Source organism: Leisingera sp. M527 (assembly GCF_025141525.1).
In the GTDB taxonomy this organism is placed as follows: Bacteria; Pseudomonadota; Alphaproteobacteria; order Rhodobacterales; family Rhodobacteraceae; genus Leisingera.
Map to the genome: position 1 here is coordinate 24,683 of NZ_CP081041.1, position 24,360 is coordinate 49,042.

General features: G+C 63.1%; 19 protein-coding genes. 9 read left to right on the forward strand and 10 right to left on the reverse strand.

The genetic code is table 11. The features are described 5' to 3' along the window. Positions 1-139: 139 nt before the first annotated feature. Both K3555_RS23245 and K3555_RS23250 read left to right on the forward strand, forming a co-directional pair. Positions 140-1,561: a carnitine 3-dehydrogenase gene (locus tag K3555_RS23245; protein ID WP_260009209.1), complete on the forward strand. Its 1,422-nt coding sequence runs from the start codon at positions 140-142 to the stop codon at positions 1,559-1,561. 184 nt (positions 1,562-1,745) lie between these two features. After that, positions 1,746-3,440 (forward strand): BCCT family transporter, encoded by a 1,695-nt coding sequence (locus K3555_RS23250; RefSeq protein WP_260009210.1) that lies wholly within the window; start codon positions 1,746-1,748, stop codon positions 3,438-3,440. Positions 3,441-3,519: 79 nt separating this feature from the next. On the opposite strand, the gene K3555_RS23255 is transcribed toward K3555_RS23250, so the two are convergent. The 5 genes from K3555_RS23255 to K3555_RS23275 form a co-directional block, all read right to left on the reverse strand. After that, positions 3,520-3,864: a RidA family protein gene (locus K3555_RS23255; protein ID WP_129373005.1), complete on the reverse strand. Its 345-nt coding sequence runs from the start codon at positions 3,862-3,864 to the stop codon at positions 3,520-3,522. Between the two features lie 118 nt (positions 3,865-3,982). Further along, positions 3,983-5,368, reverse strand: a complete 1,386-nt coding sequence (locus K3555_RS23260; RefSeq protein ID WP_260009211.1) for an aldehyde dehydrogenase family protein — start codon at positions 5,366-5,368, stop codon at positions 3,983-3,985. Continuing rightward, a complete protein-coding gene (locus tag K3555_RS23265; RefSeq protein WP_260009212.1) occupies positions 5,365-7,038 on the reverse strand; it encodes an acetolactate synthase large subunit in 1,674 nt (557 codons plus the stop codon). The genes K3555_RS23260 and K3555_RS23265 overlap by 4 nt, the downstream gene beginning before the upstream one ends. 43 nt (positions 7,039-7,081) lie before the next feature. Next, on the reverse strand, positions 7,082-8,590 hold the full coding sequence (locus tag K3555_RS23270) for an FMN-binding glutamate synthase family protein (RefSeq protein WP_260009213.1): 1,509 nt from the start codon (positions 8,588-8,590) through the stop codon (positions 7,082-7,084). A gap of 226 nt (positions 8,591-8,816) precedes the next feature. Continuing rightward, complete coding sequence (locus K3555_RS23275) at positions 8,817-9,710, reverse strand: LysR family transcriptional regulator (protein ID WP_260009214.1); 894 nt, start codon at positions 9,708-9,710, stop codon at positions 8,817-8,819. 129 nt (positions 9,711-9,839) lie between these two features. Between K3555_RS23275 and speB the strand changes: the two genes are divergently transcribed. Then, a complete protein-coding gene (speB, locus tag K3555_RS23280; RefSeq protein WP_260009215.1) occupies positions 9,840-10,805 on the forward strand; it encodes an agmatinase in 966 nt (321 codons plus the stop codon). A gap of 94 nt (positions 10,806-10,899) precedes the next feature. On the opposite strand, the gene K3555_RS23285 is transcribed toward speB, so the two are convergent. The 5 genes from K3555_RS23285 to K3555_RS23305 all read right to left on the reverse strand — a co-directional run bounded on the left by K3555_RS23285 (position 10,900) and on the right by K3555_RS23305 (position 18,416). Next, positions 10,900-11,571: a TetR/AcrR family transcriptional regulator gene (locus K3555_RS23285; RefSeq protein ID WP_260009216.1), complete on the reverse strand. Its 672-nt coding sequence runs from the start codon at positions 11,569-11,571 to the stop codon at positions 10,900-10,902. A gap of 1 nt (position 11,572) precedes the next feature. Further along, on the reverse strand, positions 11,573-13,126 hold the full coding sequence (locus tag K3555_RS23290; RefSeq protein ID WP_260009217.1) for a trimethylamine methyltransferase family protein: 1,554 nt from the start codon (positions 13,124-13,126) through the stop codon (positions 11,573-11,575). A gap of 4 nt (positions 13,127-13,130) precedes the next feature. Then, the gene (locus K3555_RS23295) at positions 13,131-15,536 is read right to left on the reverse strand and encodes an FAD-dependent oxidoreductase (protein WP_260009218.1); all 2,406 of its coding nucleotides are present in this window, start codon (positions 15,534-15,536) and stop codon (positions 13,131-13,133) included. A 144-nt stretch (positions 15,537-15,680) separates the two neighbouring features. After that, entirely contained in the window at positions 15,681-17,732 is a 2,052-nt protein-coding gene (locus K3555_RS23300) for a pyridoxamine 5'-phosphate oxidase family protein (protein ID WP_260009219.1), read from the reverse strand. 63 nt (positions 17,733-17,795) lie between these two features. Beyond that, positions 17,796-18,416: a glutathione S-transferase family protein gene (locus K3555_RS23305; RefSeq protein ID WP_260009220.1), complete on the reverse strand. Its 621-nt coding sequence runs from the start codon at positions 18,414-18,416 to the stop codon at positions 17,796-17,798. Between the two features lie 144 nt (positions 18,417-18,560). Between K3555_RS23305 and K3555_RS23310 the strand changes: the two genes are divergently transcribed. The 6 genes from K3555_RS23310 (at position 18,561) to K3555_RS23335 (ending at position 24,316) form a co-directional block, all read left to right on the forward strand. Then, complete coding sequence (locus tag K3555_RS23310) at positions 18,561-19,448, forward strand: LysR family transcriptional regulator (RefSeq protein WP_260009222.1); 888 nt, start codon at positions 18,561-18,563, stop codon at positions 19,446-19,448. Positions 19,449-19,772: 324 nt separating this feature from the next. Then, positions 19,773-20,909: an ABC transporter substrate-binding protein gene (locus K3555_RS23315; RefSeq protein ID WP_260009224.1), complete on the forward strand. Its 1,137-nt coding sequence runs from the start codon at positions 19,773-19,775 to the stop codon at positions 20,907-20,909. 66 nt (positions 20,910-20,975) lie between these two features. After that, entirely contained in the window at positions 20,976-21,896 is a 921-nt protein-coding gene (locus K3555_RS23320) for a branched-chain amino acid ABC transporter permease (RefSeq protein WP_260009226.1), read from the forward strand. Beyond that, positions 21,893-22,882: a branched-chain amino acid ABC transporter permease gene (locus tag K3555_RS23325; RefSeq protein ID WP_409201710.1), complete on the forward strand. Its 990-nt coding sequence runs from the start codon at positions 21,893-21,895 to the stop codon at positions 22,880-22,882. Before K3555_RS23320 ends, K3555_RS23325 begins: the two co-directional genes overlap by 4 nt. Then, positions 22,875-23,630: an ABC transporter ATP-binding protein gene (locus K3555_RS23330; protein WP_260009228.1), complete on the forward strand. Its 756-nt coding sequence runs from the start codon at positions 22,875-22,877 to the stop codon at positions 23,628-23,630. The genes K3555_RS23325 and K3555_RS23330 overlap by 8 nt, the downstream gene beginning before the upstream one ends. Next, complete coding sequence (locus K3555_RS23335) at positions 23,627-24,316, forward strand: ABC transporter ATP-binding protein (protein ID WP_260009230.1); 690 nt, start codon at positions 23,627-23,629, stop codon at positions 24,314-24,316. Before K3555_RS23330 ends, K3555_RS23335 begins: the two co-directional genes overlap by 4 nt. Positions 24,317-24,360 lie beyond the last annotated feature (44 nt).

The window sequence follows — 24,360 nt, forward strand, 5'->3', positions numbered from 1 at the left end:
GGTGTCCTGCGTGCCCCCCCTGAACACCGCTTATGCACCGCTGCGCTGCGGCAAAGCGGGCGGATTGGGGGCTTGCCCCCAAACCCCTAGGATATTTTCGGCCAGATGAAGAGCCGGGCGTTTTTGAAAAGGAAGACTCATGAAAACAGCAGCAATCATCGGCGGCGGGGTGATCGGCGGCGGCTGGGCCGCGCGGTTCCTGCTCAACGGCTGGAACGTGCGGGTGTTCGACCCGGACCCGGATGCAGAACGCAAGATCGGCGAAGTGCTGGGTAACGCGCGGCGCGCGCTGCCGTCGCTTTATGACAAGGCACTGCCGCCTGAGGGCGCGCTGACCTTTCATTCGGATATGGCCGAGGCCGTGGCGGAGGCATCTTGGATCCAGGAAAGCGTGCCGGAGCGGCTGGATCTGAAGCACAAGATCCACGCGCAGATCCAGGCGCATGCCCCGGCCAGCGCGGTGATCGGCTCATCTACCAGCGGCTTTAAACCCTCGGAGCTGAACGCCGAGGGCGCCCGCGCCGTGGTGGCGCATCCGTTCAACCCGGTTTACCTGCTGCCGCTGGTCGAGCTGGTGGGCGATGCGGGCACTTGCGCGCAAGCCTCGGACCTGCTGCGCGGAGTGGGGATGTATCCGCTGACCGTGCGCAAGGAGATCGACGCCCATATCGCCGACCGGCTGCTGGAAGCGGTCTGGCGCGAAGGCCTGTGGCTGATCAAGGACGGCATCTGCACCACTGAAGAGCTGGACGAGTCGATCCGCATGGGCTTTGGCCTGCGGTGGGCGCAGATGGGCCTGTTCGAGACTTACCGGATTGCCGGCGGCGAAGCGGGCATGAAGCATTTCATGGCGCAGTTCGGCCCGGCGCTGGAATGGCCCTGGACCAAGCTGATGGATGTGCCGGAGTTCACCGAGGAGCTGGTGGACCTGATCGCGGGCCAGTCCGACGCGCAGTCCGGCCATATGCCGATCCGCGACCTGGAGCGGCTGCGCGATGACAATCTGGTCGGCATGATGCGGGCACTGAAGAAATCCGGCAGCGGGGCTGGCGGTGTGATAAACACCCATGAGGCCGCGCTGCCGGTGCCGGACGCGGCGGATCTGCCGGTCACTGTCAGCCGCCCGGTGCCGCAGAGCTGGACCGACTACAACGGCCACATGAACGAGGCGCATTACACCGAGGCCTCGGCCCAGGCGACCGACCGCTTCATGGAGATGATCGGCTGCGATGCGGAATATATCGCCGCGGGCGGCAGCTATTTCACCGTCGAAAACCACGTGCGCTTTCTGGATGAGCTGCACGAGGGCGATGCGCTGACCGTGACCAGCCAGGTGCTGCAGGGCGCAGGCAAGAAGATGCATCTGTTCCACCGCCTGCACGGCCCCGAGGGCCAGCTGGCAGCGACGGTGGAGACGCTGCTGCTGCACATGGATCTGACTGCGCGCGGCACCTCGCTGCCGTCGCAGGCCGTTGCGGACAAGCTGGCGTCATATGCCGCTGCCCATGCCGGGATGCCGCTGCCCGAGGGCGCGGGGCGCCACGTCGGCCAGCGGGGCTGAATTGGGAACCGGCGGCTTGCGGGCTGCCGGTTTTCTGTTGCGGGCCGGGCCTCCTCCCCGGTCCGGCCCGCATTTTTGAACCATGGCCATTGGGGAGGGCCGGAAATTTGCCGCCCGGGCAACCGGGCAGCCCCCGCGGCGGAGGAGCGCCGGGGGCATTTGTTCAGGGACAAGGGAGGACAAAATGTCTGAAAGTAATTCCAACAACAGCCACCTGGTGGCAAAGTCCGGTTTCTTTACCGGTCTGCATCCGGGGATGGGCATCGCAGCCAAGGGGATGATCGCCGCCTTTGTGATTTTCACCGTCCTGAATGTCGAATTTGCAGGCGGATTATACAAATCCATCCGCGGCTGGATCGAAGGCGGCCTCAGCTGGTATTACATCTCGGTTCTGGCCGGGATCATGTTTTTCTGCTTCTTCCTGATGTTCTCGAAGTTTGGCAGCCTGCGGCTGGGGGACGATGACTCGCGCCCGGAATTCAGCAACTTCAGCTGGTTCGCGATGCTGTTCTCGGCCGGGATCGGCATTGGCATCCTGTTCTTTGGCGTGGCAGAGCCGATCTTTTATTTCGATAACTCGGCGGTCTGGGGCTATCCCAACAACCCGCATGCCGAGCTTCAGGGCCATTCGGAAATGAACATGCAGCGCGCGGTTGATGCGATGCGGGTGACTTATTTTCACTGGGGATTCCACGGCTGGGCCTTGTACGTGATCGTGGGCCTGTGCCTGGCTTATTTCGGCTTTCGCAAGAAGCTGCCGCTGACCATGCGTTCGGCGCTGTATCCGCTGATCGGTGAACGGATCTATGGTCCTTGGGGCCACTGCGTGGACCTGCTGGCGGTGTTCGGTTCGGTTTTCGGGATTGCGACATCGCTGGGTCTGGGCACCAGCCAGATGGCCACCGGCCTTAATGTGCTGTTCGGGCTGGAGCCGACTATGACGCTAAAGATTGTGCTGATCGTGATCGTGACAATCATTGCAACCGTGTCGACCGTATCCGGCGTGGGCAAGGGCATCCGGTTGATTTCCGAATGGAATATCTGGCTGTCGATGTTCCTGCTGGCCGCCTTTGTGGTGATCGGACCGGTCAAATGGCTGCTGGGGTTCTATGTGACGACGCTGGGCGATTACATCTGGAACTTCATCCCGATGGGGTTCTGGACAGCCAGTTCCGAGGAAAACATCGCCTGGCAGGGCGGCTGGACCATCTTTTACTGGGGCTGGTGGATTGCCTGGGCACCGATGGTGGGCATGTTCATTGCCCGCATCTCGCGCGGGCGCACCATCCGCGAGTTCATGGTGGGGGTGCTGTTCGTGCCGACCGCGATTGCTTTCTTTTGGCTGTGCATGTTCGGCGGCAACGCCATCTGGCAGGAGCTGAACATGGCCGGCGGCCCGGGCGCCGATGGCGGTGCGGGGGTGATCCAGACCGTGCAGGCCTGGGATCTGCCGTCGGCGCTGTACGGCACCATCGGCAATCTGGGCGCCACTTCCTGGCTGGGGGATCTGAGCTGGACCGCCTGGCCGCTGTCGGCGCTGGCGACGCTGCTGTTGTTCTCGTGGTTTGTGACTTCGGCGGACTCGGGCACGCTGGTTATCACCACTATGCTGTCGATGGGCGACGACAACCCGCCCAAGAAGTTCCGGATTATCTGGGGCGCGGGTATTGGCGCCACTGCGATTGTGCTGCTGTGGGCCGGAGGTCTTGGCGCCCTGCAGACCGCGTCGATTGCTGCGGCTTTCCCGATTTCCTTCGTAATCATCGCGATGACACTGGGGCTGTACAAGTCACTGAAAACCGATCCGTCTGCGTCGCCGATCAGTGAAGCCGGCGCTGCGCCGGACGGTACCCGTATTGTGCAGGACCTGCGCGCCTGAGGCGGCCCCGCCGGTGCAACGAAAATGCGCCGGGCCTGTAGAAAGGCCCGGCGCAAAAATTGTCAGCTGACAATTTTGATCAGTCGCAGGCTGCGGTGACGATGATCTCAACCTTCAGGATTTCTCGCGCCAATTTGGCCTCACCGCAGGCGCGCGCCGGGGCGTGGCCCTCGGGAACCCAAGCATTCCAAACCTCGTTCAGCTCAGCGAAATAGGACATGTCGGACAGCCAGATCACCGTTTGCAGCAGGCGGGTCTTGTCGCTGCCGGCCTCGGCCAGCAGGGCATCGACCTTGGCCAGGATTTCGCGGGTCTGCTCGGCTGCGGTGTCTGCTTCGGACACTTGGCCGCTGAAATAGGCAACACCGTTGTGCTTGACGATTTTGCTGGAGCGGGCGGTGGTGCCGGAACGGGTGATGGTCATGCTGTAAGCCTTTTCTGTCATGAGATGCTGCGGACATACCGGCTGGGGCTGCTGGCGGAAAGGCCGCAGATGCAAAAGACTGCTGGGCCGGGGTCTGCGGCGTCCCGGCCCGCTGGTGTCACAATTTGATCACCGCCATCTTGTCCTGGGTCATGTCATGCATGGTGTAACCGATGCCGCCGGTGTTGTAGCCGGACTGGCGGCGGCCGGCAAAGGGCATCCAGTCAACGCGGAAGGCCGTGTGGTCATTGACCATGACTGCGGTGGCATCCAGCTGGCGCACGGCTTGCATTGCGGTGTCCAGGCTTTTGGTAAAGACCGCTGCCTGAAACGCGACCGGCAGGCTGTTGGCAACCTCAATCGCTTGCGGGATGCTGCTGGTGCTGTAGACGCAGATCACCGGTCCAAAGATCTCCTGCTGCGACACGCGGGCCTCGGCAGGCGGGTCCAGCAGCACGGTGGGGGCATAGGTGGTCTCGCCCAGGCGCTTGCCGCCGATCAGGACCTTGGCACCGCCCTGTACCGCCTCGTTCACCCAGTCCTCGACCCGGTCAACCTCGGCGGGGCGGATCAGCGGGCCGCAATCGACGCTTGCGTCAGTGGCATCGCCGACCTTCAGCGCCTGTGCGGCGGCGGCCAGTTTCTGCGCAATTTCTTCGGCCATTCCGGCAGGTGCGAACACTCGCTGGACCGAGACGCAGACCTGGCCGGAGTGGTAGAAACCGCCCTTGGCCAGTGCCGGGATCATTGCGTCAATATCCGCGTCCCCGGCCACGATCACCGGAGCAGCACCGCCGTGCTCCAGCGCGCAGCGGGTGCCGGGAGCCAGTTTCGAACGCAGCATCCAGCCGACGCGGGCGGAGCCGATGAAGGAGAAGAAGCCGGCGCGGGCGTCAGTGATCATCTGTTCGGCCACGTCGTTGCTGCAGACCACCGAACGGCACCAGTCCTGCGGCAGTCCGGCCTCGTGCAGCATGGCAACAAAGGTCTGGCACGACAGCGGCGTGTCTTGCGCCGGTTTCACGATCACCGGGCAGCCGGTGGCGACGGCGGGGGCGACCTGATGCACGATCAGGTTCAACGGATGGTTAAAGGCGCTGGCAGCCACCACCACGCCAATCGGCTCGCGCTGGGTAAAGGCGATGCGGCCCGCGCCGGCCGCGGTCAGGTCCATCGGGATTTCCCGTCCCGTCATCTGGCCGATCTCATGCACGCACAGTTCCACCCCGTCGATGGCGCGTTTGACCTCGACGCGTGCGTCCACCAGCGGCTTGCCGCCTTCGCTGGCGATCAAAAGGGCCAGCTCGTCAAACCGCGCCTCCATCAATCGGGCGGTTTTCCGCAGGATTTCAATGCGCTGATAGGCGGGCAGCCAGCCATCCCGCTGGCGGAACAACCCATGCGCGGTTTCCAGCATAGCGTCGATCTGCGCCCAATCACTGGTCTCGACCGTGCCGATGCGTTCCAGGCTGTAGGGGTTCACGACTTCGACGGTTTTGGTCATATCAGACATACCTTTGCGGCCAGTTCATCAATCAGAACGCGCTGGTTTTCGCTGTAATCGACCGGCACGTCGATCAGATGCACGCCGCCTGCGGTAAAGGCTTTCTCAAACGTGGGCACCAGATCTTCGGTGCGGGTGATCCGGTGGCCGGTGGCGCCGTAACTGTTTGCATACTGGACAAAATCCGGGTTGTTGAATTCCAGCCCCCAGTCGGCGAACCCGGCGTGCGCCTGTTTCCAGCGGATCATGCCGTATGAGCTGTCGTTCAGCACTGTCACCACCAGGTTAAGGCCGAGCCGGACAGCGGTTTCCAGCTCCTGGCTGTTCATCATAAAGCCGCCGTCGCCGCAGATCGCCATCACCCGGCGGTCCGGGTTCAGCTGCGCGGCCATCATCGCCGAGGGCAGGCCAGCGCCCATCGTTGCCAGCGCGTTGTCCAAAAGCACGGTATTGGGCTGATAGGCCTTGTAATTACGGGCGTACCAGATCTTGTAGATGCCATTGTCCAGCGCGATGATATCACAATCCGCCATCACCTTGCGGGTGTCCGCCACCAGCCGCTGCGGGATAATGGGGAAGCGCGGGTCCTCGGCGCCTTCGGCGATATGCACGTCGGTCTCTTTCTTGATACGCTCGAAATAGCCGCGGTCGAAATCCAGCGGCCCGCCCAGGATTTCCCCAAGCCGGGTGATGGTCTGGGCCAGATCGCCGACCACCTCAACCTGCGGGAAATAGACCTGATCGACCTGTGCCGCCTTATAGTTCACATGGATCACCTTGGTGCCGCCGTGCTCCATGAAGAAGGGCGGTTTTTCGACCACATCGTGGCCGACGTTGATGATCAGATCGGCGCGTTCGATGGCGCAGTGCAGATAGTCGCCGTCCGACAGCGCCGCAGTACCCAGGAACAGGTCCGAGCGTTCGTCGATCACCCCCTTGCCCATCTGGGTGTTGAAGAAGGGGATCCGGGTCAGATCGGCAAAATCGCACAGGGCTGAGCGCGCCTTGCGCCGGTTGGCGCCGGCACCCAGCAGCAAGAGCGGCATCTTGGCGCTGCGGATCATCTCTGCCGCCTCGTTCAGCACTGCGTCGCCGGCCACCGCGTAATGGCGGGGATGCGGCTGCAGGACTGTGGTATCGGTGTCTTCGGCGGCGATATCCTCGGGCAGTTCGAGCAGCACGGCACCGGGGCGTTCCTCCTGCGCGGTGCGGAAGGCCTCGCGGATCAGCGCGGGAATGGTGTTGCCGTGCACGATCTGCTTGGACATCTTGCAAATCGGATCGAACAGGCTGACCACGTCGATGATCTGGAACTGGCCCTGTTTCGATTTCTTGATCGGCTTCTGGCCGGTGATCATGATCAAGGGCATGCCGCCCAGATGGGCATAGGCCGCAGGGGTGGCCAAATTGGTGGCACCGGGGCCAAGGGTGGCCATGCAGACGCCCGCCTTGCCGGTCAGGCGGCCATAGGTGGCGGCCATGAAGGCGGCGCCTTGTTCATGCCGGGTCAGCACCAGTTCGATCGATGAGGGACGCAGGGATTCCAGCAGATCAAGGTTTTCTTCACCCGGAACGGCAAAGACATACTCAACGCCTTCGGCCTCCAGTGCGGCGACAAAAAGATCCGAGGCTTTGACCGGCGCGTGCGCCGCAGAGTGAGTGTCAGGCATGAAGGCTCCTGTTCGTTGAAAGTGGTGTTGACGGCGGATGAGGTTACTCAGCTGCGTGTTTCTGTTCCGGCACCGGAAACAGCTCCTCCATTGAGACAGAGCGGCCGTTATCCATGACAATCCGCGCGTGGTATCGTTTCAGCAGCCGCGGCTCGGCGACGCCGCAGCTGTGGGCCAGGATGCCGACCTCCTTGACCATGTTTTTGGCATAATAGGCGACGCGCTCGGATTTGCTGGCAGGATCCAGGCCGAATTGCAGCTTGGGGTCATGAGTGGTGATGCCGGTGGGGCAGGTGTTCTTGTTGCACTGCAGCGCCTGGATGCAGCCAAGTGCAAACATGAAACCGCGTGCCGAGTTCACAAAATCCGCCCCGGCGCAGAACGCCCAGGCAACCTCGGACGGGTTGATCAGCTTGCCGCTGGCGCAAACCTTGATGCGGCCGCGCAAGCCATAACGGGTCAGGATGTCCACCGTCAGCGGCAGGCTTTCGCGCAACGGCATGCCCATATTGTCGATCAGGCTCATCGGGGCGGCGCCGGTGCCGCCGTCGGCGCTGTCGATGGTGATGAAATCCGGGGCGCTTTCCATACCGCGCGACAGGATTTCCTGGCACAGACCTTCGACAAACCCATAGGCGCCGACCACCGCCTTGAAGCCCACCGGTTTGCCGGTCACGTCGCGGACATAGGCGATCATGTCCAGCAGATCGCCGACGCAGTCAACTTCGGGGTGGCGGTTGGGGCTGATCGCGTCCTCGCCCGGTGTCAACCCGCGGATGGCGGCGATTTCTTCGGTCACCTTGGCGCCGGGCAGGATGCCGCCCTTACCGGGTTTGGCACCCTGGCTGAGTTTCAGTTCGAACATCCGCACGCAGTCATGCGCCGCGACCGCGCGCAGCTTATCCTCGTCAAAGCCGCCCCCGGGCTTGCGCACGCCGAACTTGCCGGTGCCGATCTGGAACACGATGTCGGCGCCGCCCTCCAAGTGGTAGGGCGACAATCCGCCCTCGCCGGTGTTGAGCCAGATGCCCGCCTTTTTGGCGCCATGCGACAGCGCCCGCACGGCGGGAACGGAAATGGCGCCAAAACTCATGCCGGAAATGTTGAAGATCGACGCGGTGGTATACGGCGTGCGGGCATAGGGACCGATAGTGACAGCCGCTGGATCCTTGGCGTCCTGCTCCAGCGCCGGGAAGGGGCAGTTGGCGAAATAGACCGTGCCCGCCGGACGCAGATCACGGGTGGAGCCGAAGGCGACGGTGGAATCCACATTTTTGGCCGCGCGGTACGCCCAGGAGCGTTCGGCCCGGTTGAAGGGCATCTCCTCGCGGTCCAGGGCAAAGAAATACTGCCGGAAAAACTCCCCCATATGTTCAAAGAAATAACGGAAACGGGCCACCACCGGGTAATTGCGGCGCAGGGTGCTGTCGGTCTGGGTCTTGTCGCGGATGTAGATCACCACCAGCCACAAAACGCCGGCGCCAAAGACAAAGATGAACGCATATGACAGGAATTCGAGCAGCGCCAGTACGGTGCTGGATATCTGGGACATGTTTTCCGTCGCTCCTTCAGGGGCTTGGCGGCGCGGTTGGATCCGCGTGCCTGGCTTTTGTCGTTATAGAATGCGCATTTGTACGGGGCATTGCATTCACGGGGTGATCACAACCTCAGGAGCCACGCGTCAGCAGGACAGGCCGGCAAGCCTGGCGTGGCTTTGTTCCGGGATACTGCGGCAATGGGGGGAAACTTGTCCAGCCTTCGGCGCGGCATCACGGGCCTTATGCGGCAGCGCTGCAGGCGTCGCGGATATCCTGGCCAAACAGTTCCACCGCGCGCCGCTGGACCTGACTGCGCCGGACAGCAAGCGAAAAGGCGGACTGCCAGCGCAACTGCGGGTGCGCCAGCTCCCGGAACCGGCCCGCCTTGACCCGGCTTTCCGCGAAATGCACCGGCAGCGGGCCCAGATACTGCCCGGTCTCGATCAGCATTGCCATCGCTTCCATATTGGCGACCACAGCAGTTGGATCCGGGCGGCCAAGCCCGGGAGAGACAAGCCTGTCATAAGAGCGCTGGCAGTGCGGATACCTGGCGATCTCCTGCGGGTTGATCAACGCATCCGGCGCAGTGAACAAAGGGTGGTCCCGGCCGCAATAAAGCCGGTGCTCCTCGCAGCACAGCGGCTCATAGGACAGGTCCGTGACCTGGTTGCGAAACGGCGCAATGGCCAGATTCAGCGCGCCTGAAATCAGTTGCTGGGTCAAACCGGCGGGAGAGGCGACAACGATTTCCAGCCGCACCTCGTTCGGGCGGACCAGAAAACGCCGCAGGGCCTGGGCCAGGTTGAGGCCGGGCAGGCTGCTCACGGCATCGACCACGCCGATGCGCAGATCGCCGGTGACCGCATCGCGCAGCTCCAGCAGTTCGGCGTCGAAATCGCGGGCGCTGCGCAGGATGCTGCGGGCCTTCTGATAGGCGATGGCGCCGCGTTCCGTCAGCCGGAACCCGCCGCGGCCGCGCTCGCACACCCGGTAGCCGAGCGCGGTTTCCAGATCGCGGATGCGGATGCTGATGGCGGATTGGGTGATCCCCAACGCATATTGCGCATCGGAGAACCCGCCGCAGTCGGTCACGGTGACAAAAGTTTCCAGCAGCGTGTTGCGCAGCAGTTTCACGTGCCTGTTCCTCCCCGGCGGTCCTGCAGGCATTACATGATAGTGTTTCATGTAAAGATAGACAGTATAATATATTTTCACACAGTGTTCTGTGCTGAGTTGCCGCCTGACCCGCAAATGGAGACACATATGTCTGGACATGGTTACGAAGCCGGCCGCCTGAACCTGCCCTTTGTCGGCATCGCCACCTTCGGCAAAAAACCCTATGTCGAAGATTGGGACAGCATAAACGCCGACGTCGCCATCCTTGGCGCGCCGTTTGATTCCGGCTGCCAGTTCCGCCCGGGCGCGCGTTTCGGCCCGCGCGCAGTGCGCGAGGCCTCGACGCTGTTCAGCTTCGGCCATGCCGGTGCTTACGACCACGAAGATGACGCCACCTATCTGGGCGAAAATGTGCGGATCGTCGATCTGGGCGATGCTGACATCATCCACACCAAGACTGAGGAAAGCCACGCCAATATCGAATACGGCGTGAAGAAGATCCTGGCGGCTGGCGCCTTGCCCGTCACGATCGGCGGTGATCATTCGATCAACATTCCCTGCATCAGCGCCTTTGCCGGAGACTGCGCCGGAAACGGCCCGATCCATGTGGTGCAGATTGACGCACATTTGGATTTTGTTGATGAGCGGCACGGGGTTACGGACGGGCACGGCAACCCGATGCGCCGGGCGATTGAAAAAGAATACGTCTCCGGCATGACCCAGCTGGGCATTCGCAATGTGTCCTCCACCGCCCGCGAAGGGTATAGCGACGCACGGGCGCGCGGCTCGGACATTCTGTCGGTGCGCCAGGTGCGCAAGCTGGGGACAGATGCGGTGCTGGCGCGCATCCCCGAAGGTGCCCGCTATTACGTCACCATTGACATCGACGCCTTCTGCCCGTCGATTGCGCCAGGCACCGGTACGCCGAGCCACGGCGGTTTCCAGTATTACGACGTGCTGGAGATCCTGCAGGGCCTCAGCAAACGCGGCGATGTTGCCGGTATCGACCTGGTGGAAGTGGCCCCAGCCTATGACCCTTCGGAAAGCACTCAGATTCTGGCTGCACAGCTCTTGTTAAACTTCATCGGCTTCATCTTCCACAACCGGCGCTAAGGTTGCAGGGGCTGCTTCTTTCTGGTCGGAAATACCCCGGGGAGCGCGAGGGGCCGGCCCCTCGTTCCTGCCTTTGCCGCAAGCGCCGGGGGTGTCAGGGGGCCATCTTGCCCTCGGCAAAGGCCCGGGCGGCTGCGACCGCCTCCGGATCCGGCTCTGCCCCGGTGAACCCCAGCAGGTATCCTTCCAGCCGCGCGGTGCGGGCCTGCATCGGTTCTCGGACCTCCAGTGCGTGATAGCCGCATTGCATGAAATACAGGATCCGCGAGCGGGAATCGGCTTCATACGGTGTATACCCGTGGCGCATGAACATGGCGGTGACCGCCTCCAGCCGCAGCGCATCTGCCGCATCGATCCGGTTGCGCACCTTGCCGTCGCGCCGCGACCATTCCCGCACCGCAAAATCCAGACTGGCGTCAAACAGGTCCGGATCGACAAAACAGCGGAAGAAATTGCAGACCGCCCAGGAGATATTCCCCGCAGGCAATTCGCAATGGGTCAGGATGGGCGCGGTATTGCGCGCCTCCCAATCGTCCAGCAGCGCCTCCAGCAGGTGTTTGCGGCTTTTGAAGTACCAGTAGAAGCTGGAGCGCGAGACGCCGAGCCGTTCGCCGATGGCCAGCACCTTGACGCCTGCCACCCCGTCGCTGATCAGCAGGTCGCGGGCCACGTTCAGCCAGTCTTCCGGCGTGACCTTCACATGGCCGCTGAGGGGTTCCTTGTCCGGGTTGTCCCGGTGCAGCACCGGGGCGGCGCGTCTGGCCATGTCAGCTCTCCGGCGGGGCGCCGCCGTCTGCGGTGCGTTTGGCGATGAAGCTTTGCAAGGCCTCAACGCGGGTGTCGTCAGTCTTGGGCCGGTTATCATGGGCCAGGATATCCTTCCAGACCCGGGTTGCGCGCTGGTTGGCGTCCAACGCCCCGCGCTCGGTCCAGGTGCCGAAATTGGCGTAATCATGCACCACGGGTTCGTAGAATTCAGTATTATACCGCGCCATGGTCTGGAGAGTGGCAAAGAAATGGCCGCTTGGCTCCACCTCCTTGATCGCAGTGCCGTAGCCGATCTCGTCCGCACCGGCCTGGGCGCCTGCGCACAGCTCGGCAATCATGTTCAGCACTTCGGCGTCGGTGATCAGCTTTTCATAAGACACCGACAACCCGCCTTCCAGCCAGCCGGCCGAGTGGATGATCACCGTGGCGCCAGCCATCAGGCAGCCCCACAGACCCATCTGGTTTTCATTTGCCGCCTGCACGTCATTGCTGTTTGACGCGGACCCCGCAGCAGATCGCCACGGCAGACCAAGGAAGCGCGCCAGCTGGCCTGCCGCCAAGGAGGCCTGGAAATGCGACGGGGTGCCAAAGGCTGGAGCGCCGGATTTCATGTCCACGTTGGAAGTGAAAGTGCCGTAACAGACCGGCGCGCCGGGGTTGGTCAGCTGGGTCAGCGTCAGGGCGGCCAGCACCTCGGCATGGCTAAGGGTGATGGCGCCCGCAACGGTGATCGGTGCCATTGCCCCCATCAGCGTGAAGGGCGTGATGATCGAGACCTGGCCGTGGCGGGCAAAGTCGATCAGCCCCTGCGCCATCGGAATGTCCAGCGTGCGCGGGCTGTTGGTGTTGATGATGGTGTAGCAGCGCGGCTCAGCCTGAAACTCAGCGTCCGACAACCCGCGGAAATCGCGGATCATCTCAAAACAATCCATCACCTGCGGTGTCCCGCGCGAGAAGATGAAGGGGAACTTGTCGGTCCGGGTCATCTGCGCCTCGGTGGTGAAGTAATGGCGCAAGTGGACGGGCACGTCCTGCGGCTCCACCTGGGGGGAGATCATGTGGAAGACGTCGAAATGATGGGTGAGCTGCAGATATTCCAGGTAATCCCGGGCTGAGCCGGGGCGCCGCCCGCGTTCCAGATCGGTGGCATTGGGGGCGCCGGCGCCGGCCTGAAACACCAGGCTGCCCAGCTCCAGCGTGATATCCCGCTCCCGCGCTCCGGCCCGGCAGGTGATCGAACGGGGTGCGGTGGCCAGCGCCGCCTCGATGATGTCGCGGCCGATATAGACCATTTCGCTGGCTTCATCGACGCGGGCGCCGGCCTTGGCATAGATCCTGCGGGCCTCGGGCAGCAGCACCTTCATGCCCAGCTCTTCCAGCATTTTCAGCGCGGTTTCATGCATCTCTGCGATCTGATGCGCCGGGAACACCTCCATCAGCGGAAAGGGGTTTTTCAGCTGGCGGTAGTTCACAGTACGCTGCGGCGCGGCCCCGGCGGCGGTTTTGCGGGTCCGGCGGCGTCCGCGGGTAGTGCCTTCGTTCTCAAGGGTCATCGGGTCAGCCTCTCATCGCTGTGCCGGAGGGGTCGTAGGGGGAGGGCGCAATCACCCGCGCGGCGCGTTCCTGGCCGACGATGTGCAGGGTCAATTCAGTGCCTTCTGCGGCTGCATCGCGGTTCACCACTGCCATTGCCAGCGATTTTCCGGTGCTGTGGCCATAGCCGCCCGAGGTGACAAAGCCGACGCGGGTGCCGCCCTGCCAGACGGGTTCGTAGCCGCTGGCGTCTGCGTCCGTCGCCTCGATTTCCAGCGTCACAACGACCTGCGCCGGGCCGCCTGCCTCGCGTTCCTTCAATGCCGCTTCGCGGCCGATGAAGTCCTTGTCCCAGTCGATCCAGCGGTCCATGCCGGTTTGCGCGGCGGTGTAGCCTTGGGTGAATTCGGCGCTCCAGATGCCAAAGCTTTTCTCCAGCCGCAGGCTGAGCAGCGCATTGAAGCCGACTTCGCGCAGCCCCAGATCGGCGCCTGCCTCCAGCAGGACCTCGCGCAGGGTGATGTGCTCGGCGGCGGAGCAGTGGAGCTCATAGCCCAGCTCCCCCGCGACAGAGAGGCGGCCCACCTTGAGGCGCAGCATGCCAATGTCGAAGGTGCCGCAGCCCATGAACGGCAGGTCGGCGATGGGGGCGTCTGTCAGCTTTTCCAGCACCTTGCGGCTGTTCGGGCCGGACAGGCTGAAGCCGGTAATGGCATCGGTCACGTCGCGCACCCCGACGTTTTCGCCCATGTGGTCCTGGAACCAGCGCATGTGCCACTCGCGCAGGTAGTAGCTGCCCATGATCCACCAGCTGCCGTCACCCCAGTTGAACACCGTGAGGTCGCCCTTGAGGCGTCCCTCGGATGACAGCATCGGCGCCAGTTTGGCGCGGCCCGGGGCGGGGAGTTTAGAGGCCAGGATGCGGTTGAGCCAGGCCTCGGCGCTTGTACCCGAAACCTCGAACCGTGAGAAGGCGGAGATGTCCAAGAGGCCCACCGCCCCGCGCACCGCCTTGCATTCATCTGCGACGATCTCAAACGCGTTGGAGCGTTTCAGGGTCGGGGTTTCGGTGAAATCTTCCGACGGGGCGAAATAGAGCGGGATTTCCAGCCCGTAGCTTGCGCCCCAGCGGCAGCCTGCGCGCGCCATGTCCGAGTAGGCTGGGGCCTTTTTCAGAGGGCGGCCTGCGGGCAGCTGCTCGTTGGGGTAGGTCATGACAAAGCGGCGGGTGTAGAACTGGCCGGTGGTCTCCTTGATAAAGCGCTTGTTCTGGGCGTAGTCGCCGAAACGCGCCACATCCATGCCAAACACATCCGCCTCCGGCTCGCCGTGGATCATCCATTCGGCCAGCGATTTGCCGACACCGCCGCCCTGCAGGAAGCCTGCCATCACGCCGCAGGCGCACCAGTAGCCGGGTTTGCCGCGCACCGGGCCGACCAGCGGGTTGCCGTCGGGGGCAAAGGTGAAGGCGCCGTTGACCCAGGTCTTGACACCGGTGGTTTGCAGCGCCGGGTAGCGCTCAAACCCCAGGGTCAGTTCACGCTCGATCCGGTCGGGATCTTCCTGCTGCAGCTCGAAGCCGTATTCCCAGGGCGCGCCGTCCATCATCCAATGCTGATGGTCGATCTCGTAGATGCCGAGCAGGATGCCCTTTTGGTCCTGACGCATATAGGTGAAGCCTTCAAGGTCGACGGTCATCGGCACCTCGAAGTCGAGCTGTTCCAGTTCGGGGATGGTATCGGAGATCAGATAGTGGTGGTTCAGCGGCGATACCGGCAGTTCGACCCCGGCCATGCGGCCCACCTGCTTGGCCCAGAGACCGGCGGCGTTGACCACATGTTCGGCGTGGATGGTGCCCTTTTCTGTGACGATCTGCCAGCCATCGTCCACCTGATGCAGTTCCAGCACGCGATTGTTTTCAATGACTTCCGCACCGCGCTTCTTGGCAGCACCCGCATAGGCATGCACGGTGCCGGTGGTATCCACATAGCCCTCGCGGTCGGCCCACATGCCGCCGAGGATGCCCTCGGTGGACATGATCGGGCACAGCTTACCCGCTTCCTGCGGGGTGATCAGGCGGCAATCGTCGATGCCGATGGATTGGAAAGTGCGGTAGGTCGATTGCAGCCATTCCCAGCGGTCCGGGGTACCCGCCAGCGTCATGCCGCCGGTCATATGCATGCCGACGGACTGGCCGGATTCCTGTTCGATCTCGGACAGGAGGTCGATGGTGTACGCCTGCAACGAGGCGATGTTCGGATCGGCGTTCAGCGCATGAAACCCGCCCGCGGCGTGCCAGCTGGACCCGGCGGTCAGCACCGAGCGTTCGATCAGGCAGACGTCGGTCCAGCCGAATTTCGCCAGGTGATAAAGGACGGAGGCGCCGACAACGCCGCCCCCGATGACAACGGCACGATAGTGCGACTTCATGGATTTGCTCCCTGTCTGCTGCCGCCGGGCCAGCGGAGCGTGCCGCCGAATCCACCCTTTGGACATTTCTGTCCAATTCATCGGCGATCCTGGACAGTATTGTCCAGAAAAATCGTGCGCAGCGGGATCAGGAGCGGGGCCGGGTCACAAATCCAGTTCGATTGTGCCGGTGGCAGGGACGGCGCAGCAGATCAGGGTTTCATCTTCTGCAATCGCCACCGCCGGTGCACGGCGGTAGGTCACCTTTCCTGCGCCGAGCCGGGTGCTGCAACTGCCGCAATTACCAGCGCGGCAGCTGAATTCGGGCGTCAGGCCATGGTTTTCGGCCAGTTCCAGCAGGGTGCCATCAGCAGGGGTCCATGGCTGTTCAAATCCGGATCTGGTGAAACGGACAATGGCAGTTTCCGCTTCTGGCACGGCTTCATGGACAGGCGGGGCATCTGCAGTGCGCACCAAGGCGGACGGCCCGAACGCCTCGGCGTGGATGCCCGTGTCATCAACCCCAAGACTGAGGAGGCTGTCATAGGCGGATTGCATAAACCGGCCGGGACCGCAGAGATAGATATCAGCAGCTTCCTGCGGCAGCAGCTGTTGCAGAATTTCGGCATTGACCCGGCCTGCCAGATCGAAGTCCCGGCCTTCCACCTCATTTGCGGCGGGTTTGCTGATCAGCGAAACATACCGGATGAACCCGCCGGAGGCCTGCACAAGTCTGCGCAGTTCACTGGCGAACGCACGATCCGTCACTGTGCGGGCTGCGTGCAGGATGGTGAGCGGGCGCAGATGCCGGGTGCGCAGCCCCTCGCGGAGAACATGCCGGGCCATGGCGATCATCGGGGTGATGCCAACTCCGCCTGCGATCAGAAGTGCAGGACGCCGGTCTGAGGCATCCAGAAAGAACGCGCCCCGCGGGGCTTTGGCCTCAATGACCGAACCCGGTTGCAGGGTGTCATGCAGCAGGCGGGACACGGTACCGTTCTCCTCGCGTTTAACCGAGATACGATAGTGGTCTTCACCTGGGGCTGAGGAGACCGTGTAAGTCCGCACCAGCGGCGTGTCTGCGCCGGGCGGCGCGGTGCGGAGGGTCAGGAACTGGCCGGCCTCAAACGGCAGCAGCGGGCCGCCGTCCTCCGGCTGCAGATAAAACGAGCGGATTGCACTGCTTTCCTGTTCAACCCGTGCAATTTGAAACCGGCGCCAGGTGCTACGCTGTGTTTCCAGGGATTTGCGGGCCTCAGCCTCGCTCCAGGTATCCGTCATCATTGTGTTTGGAGAAAACGCACCGCGTTCGGCGCGGAAAGGCAGGGCACCCTTTAGCCAGACGCCTTGGTGCAGGGTGAAGCGCCAGCCGCGCTCGGCGCCGTGAAAGGCGGTGACATCCGGGTGGTCTTCGTCCAGCAGCTCAACCGTGCCGGTTAGCAGCAGCAGGCTGCCGGTGGTAAAATCCGTAAACGCCAGCCCTGCGCGCGGGTTCAGCAGGAAATTTCCCAGCGTGTTGAAATGGTTGTTGCCGGGGAAATCGGGGATGGTGAGGGTGTTGCCGTCGATGCGGACAAAACCGGGCCGCCCGCCCCGGTGCGAGACATCGACGCCTTCACGTTCAGGGTGTTCCGCCGCAGGCACATGGCTGGCGGCAAAGAACATGTCGGCATCGGAAATCAGCGCGGTGTGGGCGCTGCCGAACCTGTCAAATCGCTGCGGCTTGGCAGGGGTCTGCGCCTTTGCCGGCTTCAATTCCCGCAGCTGGATATATTGCGGGCAATTGCCAAAGGACTGATCGACCCGCAGGGTAAACCCGTTGCGCGCGGCGGCAATGACCCGGCCGTTGACCCGGTTGCGGCGGCGGCTGTGCAGCTCGATCCCCAGCAGCCCCAGGGGAGCACCTTTGCGGATGGCGGCATGGACAGGATCCCCCGTGCCGCCGCTTAGCGAAACATGCAGATGCCGCGCATCCGGCGTTGCGGCAAAACCGGGTGGGCCGCACAGCAGGCTTGCCCAGGGCCAGCCCTGATGGTCCACTGCGCCAGCTGCCAGAAACGGAAGTTGCGCATAAAATTCCCGGTGCTGATCCGGCATAAAGGGGCGGATCACCCGGCGGGCGAAGGCTTCCATTGCGTCGCGCTTGCCTGCGCGGCGCTGCATTTCCTGCTCGCCCTCATGAAAGGGAGAGGGGCTGTCTGCGTCAAAGGGAGTCATGGAAACCTCCTGTTTGCTGAAAGAAAGAGGCGGCAGCCGCCACAGGAGCCGCCGCGCAAGGGGTCAGGCCGCCAGGCCAACCTTGGTGGCGGGCATCGGCTTAAAGCCTTTCAGACCTTCGATGCGGGCCAGATGGGCGCGCACATTCGGGTAGGGCTCCAGCGAGATACCGCCCTCCGGCGCGTGGGCCAAATAGGAATAGACCGCCACGTCGGCGATTGTGGGGGCGTCGCCGGCCAGGAAGCTGCGGCCCTCCATATGGGCATCGATCTTGCCCAGCACACGGGCGGCGACGGTGGCGCAGAACTCCGCGTCCAGGGCTGCGTTAAAGACGGTGATCAGCCGCGCTGCAGCGGGTCCAAAGGCAATTTCGCCCGCGGCCAAGGTCAGGAACTTCTGCACTTCCGCTTCCAGAACCGGATCGGACGGCAGCCAGGACGGCGCGTATTTGCGGGCGAGATAGACCAGGATGGCGTTGGAATCGGTGATCACGGTTTCGCCGTCCTCGACCACCGGCACCTGGCCGGCGGGGTTCAGCGCCAGAAAGGCGGGCTGTTTGTGTTCGCCGGCTGCGAGATCAACATTGATCACCTCATGGGCGATGCCGGCGAGGCTGGCGAACAGCTCCACCCGGTGGGCGTGGCCGGAGAGGGGGAAGCTGTGAATGCGGATGGAATGGGGCATGTTTGGGGTCCTTTTCTGTGGCATGTGCCATGAGGTGTTGAAGACACAGGCAAGATAGCGGCCGCACGTATGGGCGATAATATTCTATTTTGGCGATTGATTGTGTACGCAGAGTTCATAAAAGGCGGCACTGGGGGAGACGTGATGGACAAATTGGACTGCATGCGCACTTTTGCTGCCGTAGCGGCGCAAAGCTCTTTTACTGATGGCGCGCGGCAAATCGGGATCAGCACCAAGCTGGCCAGTAAATATGTCGCCCGGCTGGAGGAACAGCTGGGTGCACAGCTGCTGAACCGCACCACCCGCAAGGTGACGCTGACCGACACGGGCCGCGCCTATCTGGAGCGCTGCCTGCCGCTGCTGGATCAGTTCGACGAGCTGGAGGATGTAGTGCAGCTGCGCCAGCAGGAGCTGGCAGGCCCGGTCCGGATCACCGCTCCCACCGGCTTTGGCAGCCGCGAGCTGGTCGAAGCCCTGCAGCCGTTCCAGCAAAGGCACCCCGAAGTGACGGTTGAGCTGGTGCTGTCGGACCGCCACTTGCCCATCTTGGAGGAGGGCGTGGACCTGGCGGTTCGTTTTGGAACACTCAAGGATTCGACGCTGGTGGCCCGCAAGCTCTGCGCCATGCGGCTGGTGGTGGTGGCATCGCCGGCCTATCTGGCGGCACAGGGCACCCCCGCCGAACCCGAAACACTGGCCACCCACAACTGCCTGCTGCAAATGACCTCGCCGCAGCCGGATGCCTGGACCTTTGGCCGCAAGGACCGGCGGCGTACCATAATTGTCGGCGGCAGCTTTCGCGCCAATTCACCGCGTGCCGTGGCCCATATGGCTGCCAGCGGCCTGGGGATTGCCCGTTGCCCGCACTATACAGCGCTGCCGTTTCTGCAGGACGGCAGGCTGCAAGTGCTTTTTGAACAACAGGAAACCGATCCGATCACACTCTATGCGGTTTACCCGTCCAGCCGCCATCTGACGGCGCGGATCCGGGCCTTGATCGACCACTTGGCGGCCTGCTTTGGACCGGGCTGACCAAGGCGTACAGCACGGCATTGCCGGCCCTTCTTCATCTTTCTGCAAGTACTCCGGGGAGCGCGAGGGGCTGGCCCCTCGCAACCCGGGTCCGGTTTTCGAAACGGTTCCGGACCGGCAGGACAACAGTATTGTCCTATATATTTTATACTTGAAATAAATGTTCAAGCCTGCGTAGGCTCGTATCAAGGGCTGGCGAAAGATCAGCCGGAGAGATGCAGGCTGCAGCGGGTCTTGGCTTCTGCCGGGGCGGCGTTAAAGTCGCAAGCATTTGATCCAAAACCCTGGCTTCGGTCCAGGGTATGTTCTGGGAGGAAAGACGTAATGAAGACCATTCGGATGCTCGCTGTGGCAGCGGCAGTCCCGGCGCTGGCGGCTGCGGCCCAGGCTGACACCAAGATTGGCATGATCACCACATTGTCCGGCGGCGGCGCCGGGCTGGGTGTGGACGTGCGCGACGGCTTTATGCTGGCAATCGAACAGGACGGCCGCGACGGTGTCGAGGTGGTGATCGAGGATGATCAGCGCAAACCCGATGCCGCGGTGCAGATCGCAGACCGGATGATCCAGTCCGAAAAGGTGGATATCCTGACCGGCATCATCTGGTCCAACCTGGCGATGGCGGTGGTGCCCGCTGCCACTGCGCAGGGCGTGTTCTACCTGTCACCGAACGCAGGCCCTTCGGCGCTGGCGGGCAAGCGCTGCCATCCGAATTATTTCAACGTCGCCTGGCAAAACGACAACCTGCACGAGGCCGCCGGTGCCTATGCCAATGAGTCAGGTCTGAAAAACAGCTTCATTCTGGCGCCGAACTACCCGGCGGGCAAGGACGCGCTGACCGGCTACAAACGGATGTACGGCGGTGAACTGGCCGGTGAGATCTACACCAAGCTGGGCCAGACCGATTACGCCGCCGAGATCGCCCAGATCCGGGCCTCGGGGGCCGACTCGGTCTATTTCTTCCTGCCCGGCGGTATGGGGATTTCCTTTTTGAAACAATACGCTGGCAGCGGCGTGGATCTGCCGGTGGTCGGGCCTGCGTTCTCGTTTGATCAGGGCATTCTGCAGGCGGTGGGTGATGCTGCGCTGGGGGTGAAGAACACCTCACAGTGGAACAAGGACATCGACAACGCGGCCAATGCCGGTTTTGTCGCGTCTTTCCAGGAAAAATACGGCCGTCTGCCGTCGCTTTATGCCAGTCAGGGCTTTGACACCGCCAACCTGATCCTGAGCGCGCTGGACAAGGCGGAGCCTGGCGACCAGGATGCCTTCCGCGCGGCGCTGAAGGCAGCGGAGTTCGCATCGGTCCGCGGTGATTTCAAATTCGGCGGCAACCATCACCCGATCCAGGACATCTATGTCCGCGAAGTGATCAAAGAAGGTGACGTCTTTACCAACAAGATCATCGCCACCGGGCTGAGCGACCACGCCGACGCTTACGCCGGCGAGTGCAAGATGTAAGACAAACCGTCACGCGGAGGCGCCACAGCGCCTCCGCCGCGGCAAACTACCCCTTCGGAAATTCAAATGACCTATATTCTAGTTCTGGAGCAGATCCTGAACGGGCTGCAGTTCGGCGTCATGCTGTTTCTGATGGCCGCCGGGCTGACGCTGGTATTCGGGGTGATGGGGCTGATCAACCTGGCCCATGGTTCGCTTTATATGGTGGGTGCTTTTGCGGCTGCCGCCGTTGCCGGCTGGACCGGATCGTTCCTGCTGGCGCTGATCGCAAGCCTTGCCGCTGCCGCCGCAGCCGGGGCGCTGATGGAGCTGGTGGTGATCCGCCGCCTGTACCGGCGCGACCATCTGGACCAGGTGCTGGCGACATTCGCGCTGATCCTGATCTTTTCCGAAGGCACCCGCTGGCTGTTCGGATCTTTCCCGCTGTTTTTGGATGTGCCGTCTTATCTGTCGGGGCCGGTTACCCTGCCGGGCGGCATTGAATACCCGCTGTACCGGCTGGCGATCATCCTGATCGGGCTGGCAATTGCCGCGGGCCTGTTCCTGCTGATCGCCCGCACCCGGATTGGCATTCAGATCCGCGCAGGCGAGGCCGACCGCGAGATGATTGCCGCCCTTGGTGTCGATATCTCCAAGCTGTACACGCTGGTCTTTGCCCTTGGCGCCGCCTTGGCCGGGCTGGCCGGCGCGCTGGTGGGCGCGATTCAATCGGTGCAGGTCGGCATGGGCGAGCCAGTGCTGATCCTGGCCTTTGTGGTGATCGTCATCGGCGGCATCGGCTCGATCAAGGGCGCATTGGCCGGCGCGTTGCTGGTGGGGATGACCGACACTTTGGGCGGGGTGTTCCTGCCGCGGCTTTTCACCCTGTTCTTGGAGCCTGCCAGTGCAGCCTCGGCGGGTGCATCGCTGGCGTCGATGCTGATCTACATTCTGATGGCGGGGGTTCTGCTGGTGCGCCCCTCGGGCCTGTATGGAGGGAGCGCATGATGCTGACCCGTGAAACCCTGCTGAACTGGGCGATGATTGCCGCGCTGCTGATCGTGCCGCTGGCGGCCTGGTCGCTGGATGAGCCGTTCATCATCACCCTGGCAACCAAGGCGGCGATCCTGGCGCTGGCCGGTGTGGGGCTGAACATTGCGCTGGGGCAGGGCGGGCTGATCAGCCTGGGCCATGCGGCGTTTTTCGGCATCGGCGGCTATGCCATGGGCATCCTGGCCGCCCATGCCCAGAACTATGAGCCGCTGTTTGACTGGCCGTTTTTGTTTGAGGGCAGCAACCAGATGCCGCTGATCTGGCTGGTGGCGGTTGCCGCCAGTGCCCTGGCTGCGCTGGTGATCGGGGCGCTGTCTTTGCGCACGTCGGGTGTCTATTTCATCATGATCACCTTGGCGTTCGGCCAGATGCTGTATTACTTCGCGATCAGCTGGAGCGCCTATGGCGGCGAAGACGGGCTGTCGATCTGGGTCCGCAATGACTTCCCGGGCCTGAACACCCTGGACCCGATCCAGTTTTTTGCCATTGCCTATGTGATCCTGTGCGGCGCACTGTTTTTCACCGCCCGGCTGGCGCGCTCGCCCTTCGGGCTGGCACTGTCCGCCGCGCGCCAGAACGAGGACCGGGTCGAGGCAGTGGGCCTGACCCCGTTTACCCTGCGGCTGACCGCCTTTGTGATTTCCGGTGCCATCACCGGGCTGGCAGGGGCGCTGTTTGCTGACCTCAACCGCTTTGTCAGCCCCACCATGCTCAGCTGGCACACCAGCGGCGAGATCATGATCTTTGTGATCCTTGGCGGTGTCGGGCGGCTGTACGGTCCGGTCGCGGGTGCTGCGCTGTACATCCTCTTGGAGCATCTTCTGGGCGGGATCAGCGATTACTGGCAGATCTTCCTCGGGATCCTGCTGCTGCTGATCGTGCTGTTTGCCCGCGGCGGGCTGATCGGGGCCATTGCCGGACGGGAGAAGGCGCATGGTTGAAGTGGTGCTTAAAACCAGGGGCCTGAACAAAAGCTTTGGCGCATTGCAAGCGAGCCGCGATGTGTCGCTGGACCTGCGGGCGGGCGAAATTCACGCGCTGATTGGGCCGAACGGCGCGGGAAAATCGACCCTGATCAAACAGATCGCCGGTAATCTGGCACCTGACAGCGGCACGGTGGAGCTGCTGGGACGGGATGTGACTGCGCTGAATACCGTTGCGCGGGCGCGGATGGGGCTGGGGCGGACGTTCCAGATTTCGGCACTGGCGATGGACTACACCGTCCTGCAGAACGCTGTGCTGGGCGCTTTGGGGGGCAGGGGCGGCCCGTTCCGGTTCTTCCGCAACGTGATGAAGGACCCGGAGCTTCTGGAGCAGGCAGGCGACGCGCTGGAGCGGGTCGGGCTGGCACAGGATGCGCATCGCCGCACTGCTGACCTGTCCCACGGCCAGCGCCGCCAGCTGGAAGTGGCCGTGGCGCTGACGCTGCAGCCAAGATTGTTCCTGATGGATGAGCCGATGGCCGGGCTTGGGTCCGCAGGCTCCAAGGCGCTGACCGGCTTCCTTGACGGCTTACGGCAGGAGGCACCGATCCTTTTGGTGGAGCACGACATGGACGCGGTTTTTGCCTTGGCCGACCGGATCAGCGTGCTGGTTTACGGCCAGATCATCGCAACCGGCACCGCCGATGACATCCGCGCCAATGCCGATGTGCGCCGTGCCTATCTGGGAGAGGAGGACGCCGCATGAGCCTGCTGTCTTTACAAGGGGTTGAAGCCGCATACGGCCCGGCGCAGGCGCTGTTCGGGGTCGACATGGAACTCGCCGAGGGCGAAGTGGTGGCGTTGATGGGCCGCAACGGCATGGGTAAATCCACCACCATAAAGACCATCTGCGGCATGCTCGCAGCTACCAAGGGAGAGCTGCGGTTTGACGGCCAAGACCTGCGCCGGCTGCCCTCTTACAAGATTGCCCGGCTGGGTATCGGGCTGGTGCCCGAAGGGCGGCGCTGCTTTGCGCCGCTGACGGTTGAGGAAAACCTGACGGCTGCGGCACGCCCTGGCCCGTGGGATTTCAAGAAAGTGGCAGAGCTGTTTCCGCGGCTGGAGGAGCGGCGAAACCAGAAAGCCGGGTCGTTGTCCGGCGGCGAACAGCAGATGCTGACCATAAGCCGCGCCTTGATGACCAACCCGCGTCTGCTGATCCTGGACGAGGCGACCGAGGGCCTGGCGCCTGTGGTCCGGCAAGAGATCTGGGCCGCGATTGGCCGCCTCAAGCGTGAGGCGGGGCTGGCCATTCTGGTGGTGGACAAGTCGCTGAAGGAGCTGTCGGCTATTGCTGACCGTGCGGTTATCCTGAACAAGGGCAGCAATGCTTGGGGCGGTGGCATCGGCGAACTTCCGGCAGAAGTGGCGGACCGGTTTCTCGGCGTTTAGATTGTAAACCCCAATCAGAAATGCCACCGGCTGCGCAAAGCAGA

Excerpts from the sequence above, each read along its gene's own strand:
- K3555_RS23300 (WP_260009219.1), bottom strand. The coding sequence starts at position 17,732 with ATGACTCCCTTTGACGCAGACAGCCCCTCTCCCTTTCATGAGGGCGAG.
- K3555_RS23335 (WP_260009230.1), top strand. The coding sequence starts at position 23,627 with ATGAGCCTGCTGTCTTTACAAGGGGTTGAAGCCGCATACGGCCCGGCG.
- K3555_RS23265 (WP_260009212.1), bottom strand. The coding sequence starts at position 7,038 with ATGCCTGACACTCACTCTGCGGCGCACGCGCCGGTCAAAGCCTCGGAT.
- K3555_RS23330 (WP_260009228.1), top strand. The coding sequence starts at position 22,875 with ATGGTTGAAGTGGTGCTTAAAACCAGGGGCCTGAACAAAAGCTTTGGC.
- K3555_RS23250 (WP_260009210.1), top strand. The coding sequence starts at position 1,746 with ATGTCTGAAAGTAATTCCAACAACAGCCACCTGGTGGCAAAGTCCGGT.
- K3555_RS23245 (WP_260009209.1), top strand. The coding sequence starts at position 140 with ATGAAAACAGCAGCAATCATCGGCGGCGGGGTGATCGGCGGCGGCTGG.
- speB (WP_260009215.1), top strand. The coding sequence starts at position 9,840 with ATGTCTGGACATGGTTACGAAGCCGGCCGCCTGAACCTGCCCTTTGTC.
- K3555_RS23295 (WP_260009218.1), bottom strand. The coding sequence starts at position 15,536 with ATGAAGTCGCACTATCGTGCCGTTGTCATCGGGGGCGGCGTTGTCGGC.
- K3555_RS23305 (WP_260009220.1), bottom strand. The coding sequence starts at position 18,416 with ATGCCCCATTCCATCCGCATTCACAGCTTCCCCCTCTCCGGCCACGCC.
- K3555_RS23285 (WP_260009216.1), bottom strand. The coding sequence starts at position 11,571 with ATGGCCAGACGCGCCGCCCCGGTGCTGCACCGGGACAACCCGGACAAG.
- K3555_RS23270 (WP_260009213.1), bottom strand. The coding sequence starts at position 8,590 with ATGTCCCAGATATCCAGCACCGTACTGGCGCTGCTCGAATTCCTGTCA.
- K3555_RS23320 (WP_260009226.1), top strand. The coding sequence starts at position 20,976 with ATGACCTATATTCTAGTTCTGGAGCAGATCCTGAACGGGCTGCAGTTC.
- K3555_RS23325 (WP_409201710.1), top strand. The coding sequence starts at position 21,893 with ATGATGCTGACCCGTGAAACCCTGCTGAACTGGGCGATGATTGCCGCG.
- K3555_RS23315 (WP_260009224.1), top strand. The coding sequence starts at position 19,773 with ATGAAGACCATTCGGATGCTCGCTGTGGCAGCGGCAGTCCCGGCGCTG.
- K3555_RS23310 (WP_260009222.1), top strand. The coding sequence starts at position 18,561 with ATGGACAAATTGGACTGCATGCGCACTTTTGCTGCCGTAGCGGCGCAA.
- K3555_RS23290 (WP_260009217.1), bottom strand. The coding sequence starts at position 13,126 with ATGACCCTTGAGAACGAAGGCACTACCCGCGGACGCCGCCGGACCCGC.
- K3555_RS23260 (WP_260009211.1), bottom strand. The coding sequence starts at position 5,368 with ATGACCAAAACCGTCGAAGTCGTGAACCCCTACAGCCTGGAACGCATC.
- K3555_RS23255 (WP_129373005.1), bottom strand. The coding sequence starts at position 3,864 with ATGACCATCACCCGTTCCGGCACCACCGCCCGCTCCAGCAAAATCGTC.